We start from the raw sequence: 460 nt of genomic DNA on the forward strand, positions 1-460 counted from the left end.
CTGGGTTTTGCTGCCCTCAATGTGGTTGCAACCACTATTATACCATAACAACACGCAATCTATATCAATGCACTGCTTGCAAACATCAAAGCTCTCTCATAAGTGGAACTATCTTTGGATCGTCTAACCCGTATTTCTCACCAAGTGGCAATTGGAGGCCAACAATCAAAAAATCGCGTAAAAATTGTTTTTTTGGACGACACATATTTTGAAAGATGAGCCCCTGAAACATATATTTGTCGTTCTGGGTAGCATTAAAGGACAAAACCGAGCGAAATTGTCGAATATAAGACGCACCTGTCCCTTCATTTACGCACTTAATATTATTTCATAACTACGAATTGGCAGGTATTTTCTGTATATTGTTCATCACTTGGGTGAATATAGCTTTATATGGATACCCCTCTGCAAAGGATACCCAGACCTTTCTTACCGTTACTCTGACTCTTGCTCCAATTTT

The 460-nt window shown here is 39.1% G+C and carries 1 pseudogene; it reads left to right on the forward strand.

From position 1 onward, the window contains the following. Nucleotides 1–116, forward strand: a pseudogene (locus FCL48_RS24715) (transposase); the annotation flags it as partial. Between the last annotated feature and the right edge of the window lie 344 nt (nucleotides 117–460).

Origin of the sequence: Desulforhopalus sp. IMCC35007, assembly GCF_005116575.1 — a bacterium.
Taxonomy (GTDB): domain Bacteria; phylum Desulfobacterota; class Desulfobulbia; order Desulfobulbales; family Desulfocapsaceae; genus Desulforhopalus_A.